The sequence below is a fragment of the Desulfothermus sp. genome (genome assembly GCF_053993635.1).
Genome location: NZ_JBMYBT010000044.1, coordinates 40,277 through 46,834, shown reverse-complemented (window position 1 = coordinate 46,834; position 6,558 = coordinate 40,277). Strand labels below are relative to the sequence as shown.

Genomic DNA, 6,558 nt, shown 5'->3' with positions numbered 1-6,558 from the left:
AATGCTGTATTGCCGCCTCCAATACAGGCCACTACCTGGTCTTTAAAAAACATCCCATCACAAAGGGCACAATAAGATACGCCTCTGCCTGTAAATTCCTCTTCACCTGGCACCCCTAATTTTTTGTGATTGGCTCCTGTGCAAATTATAACGGTCTTGGCTTTAACTTCTTCACCTGAGAGTTTTATTTTGTTGTCCTTATATGCATGCTCTATTTTAATGACTTCATCTGTGAACCTGTCAAATTCAAAGGAGGACAGGTGTTTTTCCATTTTTGCCATGAGTTCATACCCTTTTATCCCCTCTGGGAAACCAGGATAGTTTTCAATAATCTCTGTATTTAGGACCTGTCCTCCTGGGGCAAATTTTTCTGTCCAACCAATTTTAACTCCAGCCCTTAACAAATACATACATGCTGTTATTCCTGCAGGTCCTCCGCCAATTACAAATGCTTCATATTCTTTCATCACTAAAACGCCTTTTCATCGATCATTTTTTTGAGGTTACTTTTGGCCACAGCTCCAGTAACCTGGGAAACCACTTCACCATTTTTAAACAAAATAAGTGTTGGTATAGCCCTGATACCATATTTACTTGGGGTTGATGGATTTTCATCTACATTCATTTTAACAATTTTTACTTTCCCATCATATTCCTGGGCCAACTCTTCTACAACAGGTGCAATAGCCCTACAAGGTCCACACCATGGAGCCCAAAAATCTACCAACACAGGTAATTCACTTTTTAAAACTTCTGTCTCAAAATTGTTGTCAGTAACTGCATTTGCCATAATTTCCTCCTATAAATTAAAAAATATTATAAAACTTGCTGCAATATTGATTATAGATATTAGCAAGATGTGTTCATTGTCAACTCCTGTTTTTTCACTTTCAAATAGTCAAAGGGAATAGGTTTACCCCTAGGGATTGCATCTATGTCAAGGGGGTGTATATATCCATTTTCATATAAAATCCTTCCAGCATTCGCTATCATAACTCCATTATCAGTACAAAATCTTTTATCTGGAAAATATACTGGAATAGAATATTTTTTTCCAAGATCCAAAAAATAATTTCTGATTATAGAATTGGCAGCAACTCCACCTGCAATCAATAATGACTTTATGCCATTATTTTTTTTTAAAGCCCTCTCAAGCTTTATCTCTAAGGTCTTTGCCACACAATGATTAAAGGACGAGCATACTTTATACAACATAGGATCAATATCTTTAATTTGTTCTATGTCTAGTTTTGTTGGCATTTTTTTTAATCTGATTTCTGGATGATTATTTAAAAAATTTAGAACTGCTGTTTTAAGTCCACTAAAGCTAAAGTCTAAGTTATCATTATCTATATACGGGAGTGGAAACATTTTTGGATCAGGGCTAGCTAAGTTGGCTAACGTATCTATGTATTTACCTCCAGGATAGGGAAGATTAAGTAGTTTAGCGGTCTTGTCAAATGCTTCACCCACTGCATCATCTAGGGTCTTACCTATGAGATCAAATTTTATAGGGTCGTGGACTCTGTATATTTGAGTATGGCCCCCTGATATAAGGAGGCCAAGTGCTGGAAATTCTATCTTATTTTCAATAAGACATGCAAGGATGTGGGCATGAAGGTGGTTTACGCCAACTAGTGGTCTATCAAGCGATAGGCACAGTCCTTTAGCAAATCCAAGACCCACGAGCAGGCTCCCCATAAGTCCAGGCCCCCTTGCAACACAAACAACATCAATGTCTTCAGGATCTAAGGAGGATTCTTTAAGTGCCTTCATAAACAAAATCGGCATAGATTCTAGGTGATTTCTTGATGCAATTTCAGGGACAACGCCACCAAAAATGGCGTGTATATCTTCCTGTGACAAGAGCTTTTCGCAAATTATGTTATCATCCTTTAAAACAGCTATTCCTGTATCATCGCAAGAGGTTTCAATTCCAAGATATATACTCATATGATTTAATTATTCACTTTTGCTTTCTTTGTATATTTCCCTGGCTTTCTCGACCTCTTTTTTTGAGCCTATGAAAAGTGGTGTTCTTTGATGTAATTCCTGGGGCTCTATCTCCAAGATGCGGTTTAATCCATCAGTGGCCATTCCACCTGCATGTTCAACCACCATGGCCAGTGGAGATGCCTCATATAGTAATCTGAGTTTTCCCTTGGGCTTTTTTGGATCCCTGTAGTCTGCGGGATACATAAATATTCCACCATATAGAAGAGTCCTGTGAAAATCAGCAACTAAAGATCCAATATATCTCAGACTGTACAACCGACCAAGATCACTATTGGGATCTTTAAAGGTCGAGACAACTTTCTGGGTCGCTCCATCCCAATAGTTCCAATATGCCTCGTTTACTGAATATATCTTGCCCTGCTCAGGAATTCTAATATCAGGATGGGAAAGTAAAAATTCCCCAACAGTTGGGTCCAAAGTGAAACCATGAACTCCACCATCTTTTGTTGTATATACCATCATGGTAGATGGTCCGTAGATAAAATAGCCAGCTGCAACTTGTTCTATCCCTTTTTGAAGGACGTCACTTAACTCAACCTCTGGACCAACCCTTTCTCTTTTTGACCTGTATATGGAAAAGATGGTCCCAATGTTAACATTGGCCTCGATATTTGAAGATCCATCTAAAGGATCAAACACCAAGAAATAATCCCCAACTGGCAAACCATGGGGTATCTGAATAAGATCAGCGTGTTCTTCCGAAGCCATTGCGCATAAAACACCAGCCCTTTGCATCCTGTGGACTATCACTCTGTGGGCGTATTCATCTAATCTGGTTACCTGTTCCCCATGTATATTTTTATCTCCAGTATACCCTAAAATGTCTACTAGCCCTGCCTTGTTTACTTCTCTTGATATTATTTTTGCAGACAAAATAAGTTCGTTTAAGAGTCTAGTAAAACGTCCAGTAGCCATGGGAACCTGCTTCTGATGGAGTAGAAGGTGTTCTATTACAGTTACCTGCCTCATCTCTGGCCTCCTTTAGGTAATAATATTTATTCCTTGATTAAATAAAAAATGGGCTTTTCTCCTAAAAATCTTACCATCCAATAAAAGTTTCCACTTTTTGTTTGAATTGTACCCTTACTTTTATTTTTTATCAATGGAATCCACTTAATTTCTAAAATATGTGATCTCTCAATACCATTATCTATAATTATATATTTATCAGTCACAATAGCAAATTTTTGTAGTAAGTTACATTTATAAAAGGCCAACTTTTTGATATTTAATACAATTGATGTAACATTATACTCTCCTTCTCCTTTTCTCTGACGGTTAAGTAAAATCATCTTGTTATCATAAATTAAATAAGTCATCGAATTTATTGATGAGGCTGGATACTCTTTAACAAGTTTATCTGGTTCTACACAGAGTTTTTGTCCAACCTGTTTTTTTAGGGTAACATGATCCTTTGTTCCTTGAAGTAAATATACCCCCAAAACCCACGGCCTGTTGGAAATAATTTTTTGAGATATCACTTCAAAGTTTGCATTTGACAACTTTTCTAACGATTTGGTTATGTAGTCAAGCTCAGTATCAAACTTATAAAAAGTAACTGCTAGTTTTTTCTCATCTAATGAAAGCTCCCATCTTTTTTTAGAAATATTCGTATCCACCTTTAAAAAACGGCCCTGCCATAGATAGGTAACCTTTGACCACACTGAACATCCTGTTAAAATGAAAACCAATAAGTATATAGTAAGTAGCTTTTTCAACTGTTTTCTCCTCATATCTATTTTTTTATTTGTAAAAGGGTTAAAAGTTTATTAATATTTAACACATGGGATATATTGCTTTTTGCTTTCCGTGGTTTTATCCTTTTTAACCTAAAAAAGGCAACCCAAAAAAGGGCAAAAAAATGGAATTGGGTATAATTTTTCTTATGGTTATAGTAGTTGTATCTGTGGATTTTTTTATTTATCTAAAGATCAATGAAAAGTTTAAAAATGGTGCATCTCATCTAGAGGAAGACTATATCAAACTCAAAGAAAAATATGAAGCTTTGAAGCGTGAAGTTGAGATGTTGAAAAAGGAACTCAAGGAAAAAGAAGCAGAGTATGTGAAGTTGAAGAACAAAAAAGAGGTGGAAGAAAGAAAAAGTGAGCAGGCAGTGCCAGATGAGGTAGAAATTTTGTTGTCTGAAAAATTAGTGTCTACCTCTGACATACAAAAGGCCAAGGATTTTATAAAAAACAACAATGTTTCTTTTTCCATAAGTGATGCCTTAGTGCTTTTAGGTAAGTTAGATCCCAAAGGAGCCCAAATCGTTAAGGCCAAATTAAGGAAGGATGAATAATGTCCATAGCAATTTCTGCAATAATATTATTTTTAATATCTTTTTGGGTACTGGGTTATATTTATCAACAAAACAACGCCCAGATGTCGGTATCTCAAAGAAAATTTAATGAAAAGATTAATTCTTTAAACAAGAAAATAAATGCCCTTGAAAAAGAAAAAAAAATTTACCAGAAAAAAATTAGCTCCCTTGATGAAGAGTTAAAAAAAATAAAGAAAAAAATAGAAGATATTGAAGAGAAAAATAAACTAAAATTAGATTAAATTGCACGGGCCTCTAATCGTGTGGCCAGCTTTTTTAAAGTAGTTAGGAGCTTCCTTTTATTGGCCCTGTGTTTTGGCTCTATTGGTCTAGCACCTGGTGCAGCAGAAAGTTTTTGTTCAGCCTCTTTAATGCATTTTTTGAGTTCAATTAATTTTGTTTCATCAGTTTCTTTTTCCAATAGTTCCCTGTAAATATTAATGGCACCTTTATAATCTCCTTGAGCCATTAATATATCTGCCATAGTTTTGGTTTTAAATTCTATTTCTTCGTTTGTCTGATCCTTTGTCTCAGCCTGGCTTTTCTCTTCACCCTCTTCAATTTTTTGCTTTTTCTTTTCATATTTTGATTTTTCTTCTAATGGAGTTTCTTTGATAGATGTTAAAAGGTCGTGTCCTTTTAGATATCTGTAAAGGGATTTACTTATACTGGGTAAATTTCCATTTTTAAATACTATGCTCAAGACAAAAATTATCAGAGCTAAATCATAATTTCCATTTTTAGATAGTAATTCCGCCCAGTTTTTCCAGAAAGAGGTGTATTTAGTAAGTATAGAATGAATTTTTTCAATATGTAAATTAGCCTCATTTTCCATGTTATTTTTTGTAAGAAGATCTATCAAAAGGAGACGGGCTTCCATATGTTCTGGATGTTTAGATAACCCCATTTTTAAAGTAGATATGGATTTATCTATCTTATCTTTTTCAAGATATAATTTTGCAAGCTGAAAAAAAAGTTTGGATGAAGGATCTTGTTCTAAGATCTCTTCAAATAGTTTTATCCTTTCATCTAAATCCATATTTTAATCCTGGAATAACCTATTGGAATTAGTTTACTCTGATATAAATAAATTCATTTTTCCTTCCAAAATGCAGCCTCTGTCTGATTATCTTTTCCTGAAATTCCTTATTATTTTTTATAAGTTGAATTTTTTGACTTAATTCAATATTATGTAAATTAAGATGTTGTATTTTTTTTTCGTAATTTTCCTTTATTTTTTTTAGTGTTAGGTAATAAAAAATACCAGTTGGTGACATTGTAAACTTGTATAATAAAAAAATATTCACAAATAAAAGAAAAATAATACTAATTTTTATTAGCTTCATTCCCTCAATCTAGTTTTGCAGGTATTTTAATTTTGTCAAATTTAACATACAATTGTTAATTTCTCGACACAAATCCTTTGCAATATATTCTATTTTCTCAAACTCCTTTTCAGAAATTTCTATATTATTTATATTCTTTTTCATATTTTTCAAAAATACATATTCTTTTTCAAAAAACTCCCTTCCAATAACCCTATTAAAAATCGGTTGTGTTTCAAGGATAAAATCTATCCAGCTTAGAATTTGCAATTTTGTTTTTTTTCTAGTCATTTTTATTCACAAAATTCCATGGAGTTAAAAAGTCTTCATGCCTTTTGATTGCATTTTGGATTAAATCATCAATATTTTCAAAATCATCAGTTGAAATATAGGAATTTACGCCCAATATAAATTCTTTATTTGGATCAAAAGTTTTTGCTGAACTTCCCATGGCTATAACATTTATTTGTCTTCTTAAGTTCCCTGGCCAAAGTTCTATCTCTTTATAAATCATTTTTGTGTCTGGGGCATCAGAAATTATGATCATATTGTATCTGTTGAGATTTATTTTTGCCACTGCCTCTTCTGTTTTTGAAGCTGTGCTTATTATATATCCCAATTTTTCCAGTATTTTTTCTAATTTGTCAAATAGTTCCTTTTCCTTTAAAAACACAAAAGCCACCTTTGAACCTGGTGGATGCATTTCAGGTTCAACTGATGGTAAATTAAGTGCTTGATCAAGACTATTTTCTTTAGACTCAGTGTGAAGATTTCTTTCAACACGTATTTTATGACCACATGCAGGACATTTTACACTGAATTTAGACACATTAGGAATCTTTTCATCTGGTATTTTGAATTTTTTATTGCAGTTTGAGCATTGTATCTCCATAGAAT

The 6,558-nt window shown here is 33.7% G+C and carries 11 protein-coding genes; 2 read left to right on the top strand and 9 right to left on the bottom strand.

Translation table 11 applies throughout. The features are described from left to right. The 5 genes from ACY2V1_RS03315 to ACY2V1_RS03295 form a co-directional block, all read right to left on the bottom strand. A partial coding sequence (locus tag ACY2V1_RS03315) for an FAD-dependent oxidoreductase (protein WP_461833377.1) occupies positions 1-467 on the bottom strand: 467 nt, incomplete at its 3' end. A 2-nt stretch (positions 468-469) separates the two neighbouring features. Beyond that, positions 470-790, bottom strand: a complete 321-nt coding sequence (gene trxA / locus ACY2V1_RS03310; protein ID WP_461833376.1) for a thioredoxin — start codon at positions 788-790, stop codon at positions 470-472. A gap of 59 nt (positions 791-849) precedes the next feature. Continuing rightward, positions 850-1,953 carry a tRNA (adenosine(37)-N6)-threonylcarbamoyltransferase complex transferase subunit TsaD gene (gene tsaD, locus ACY2V1_RS03305; RefSeq protein ID WP_461833375.1) on the bottom strand — a complete coding sequence of 368 codons (1,104 nt, stop codon included), beginning with the start codon at positions 1,951-1,953 and terminating at the stop codon, positions 850-852. Between the two features lie 9 nt (positions 1,954-1,962). Beyond that, complete coding sequence (gene fbp / locus ACY2V1_RS03300) at positions 1,963-2,985, bottom strand: class 1 fructose-bisphosphatase (protein WP_461833374.1); 1,023 nt, start codon at positions 2,983-2,985, stop codon at positions 1,963-1,965. 26 nt (positions 2,986-3,011) lie between these two features. Then, positions 3,012-3,734: a hypothetical protein gene (locus ACY2V1_RS03295; protein WP_461833373.1), complete on the bottom strand. Its 723-nt coding sequence runs from the start codon at positions 3,732-3,734 to the stop codon at positions 3,012-3,014. Positions 3,735-3,877: 143 nt separating this feature from the next. Between ACY2V1_RS03295 and ACY2V1_RS03290 the strand changes: the two genes are divergently transcribed. Both ACY2V1_RS03290 and ACY2V1_RS03285 read left to right on the top strand, forming a co-directional pair. Then, on the top strand, positions 3,878-4,315 hold the full coding sequence (locus tag ACY2V1_RS03290) for a hypothetical protein (RefSeq protein WP_461833372.1): 438 nt from the start codon (positions 3,878-3,880) through the stop codon (positions 4,313-4,315). Next, positions 4,315-4,578: a hypothetical protein gene (locus ACY2V1_RS03285; RefSeq protein ID WP_461833371.1), complete on the top strand. Its 264-nt coding sequence runs from the start codon at positions 4,315-4,317 to the stop codon at positions 4,576-4,578. The genes ACY2V1_RS03290 and ACY2V1_RS03285 overlap by 1 nt, the downstream gene beginning before the upstream one ends. Here the strand turns inward: ACY2V1_RS03285 and ACY2V1_RS03280 are convergent. Genes ACY2V1_RS03280 through ACY2V1_RS03265 form a run of 4 tightly spaced genes read right to left on the bottom strand, consistent with a single transcriptional unit; the run spans position 4,575 to position 6,553 of the window. Further along, positions 4,575-5,375, bottom strand: a complete 801-nt coding sequence (locus tag ACY2V1_RS03280) for a tetratricopeptide repeat protein (protein ID WP_461833370.1) — start codon at positions 5,373-5,375, stop codon at positions 4,575-4,577. The genes ACY2V1_RS03285 and ACY2V1_RS03280 overlap by 4 nt on opposite strands. Positions 5,376-5,403: 28 nt before the next feature. Next, complete coding sequence (locus ACY2V1_RS03275) at positions 5,404-5,682, bottom strand: FtsB family cell division protein (RefSeq protein WP_461833369.1); 279 nt, start codon at positions 5,680-5,682, stop codon at positions 5,404-5,406. A 9-nt stretch (positions 5,683-5,691) separates the two neighbouring features. Beyond that, positions 5,692-5,952, bottom strand: coding sequence for a hypothetical protein (locus ACY2V1_RS03270; protein ID WP_461833368.1), 261 nt, complete (start codon positions 5,950-5,952; stop codon positions 5,692-5,694). After that, a complete protein-coding gene (locus tag ACY2V1_RS03265) occupies positions 5,945-6,553 on the bottom strand; it encodes a zinc-ribbon domain-containing protein (RefSeq protein ID WP_461833367.1) in 609 nt (202 codons plus the stop codon). The genes ACY2V1_RS03270 and ACY2V1_RS03265 overlap by 8 nt, the downstream gene beginning before the upstream one ends. Positions 6,554-6,558 lie beyond the last annotated feature (5 nt).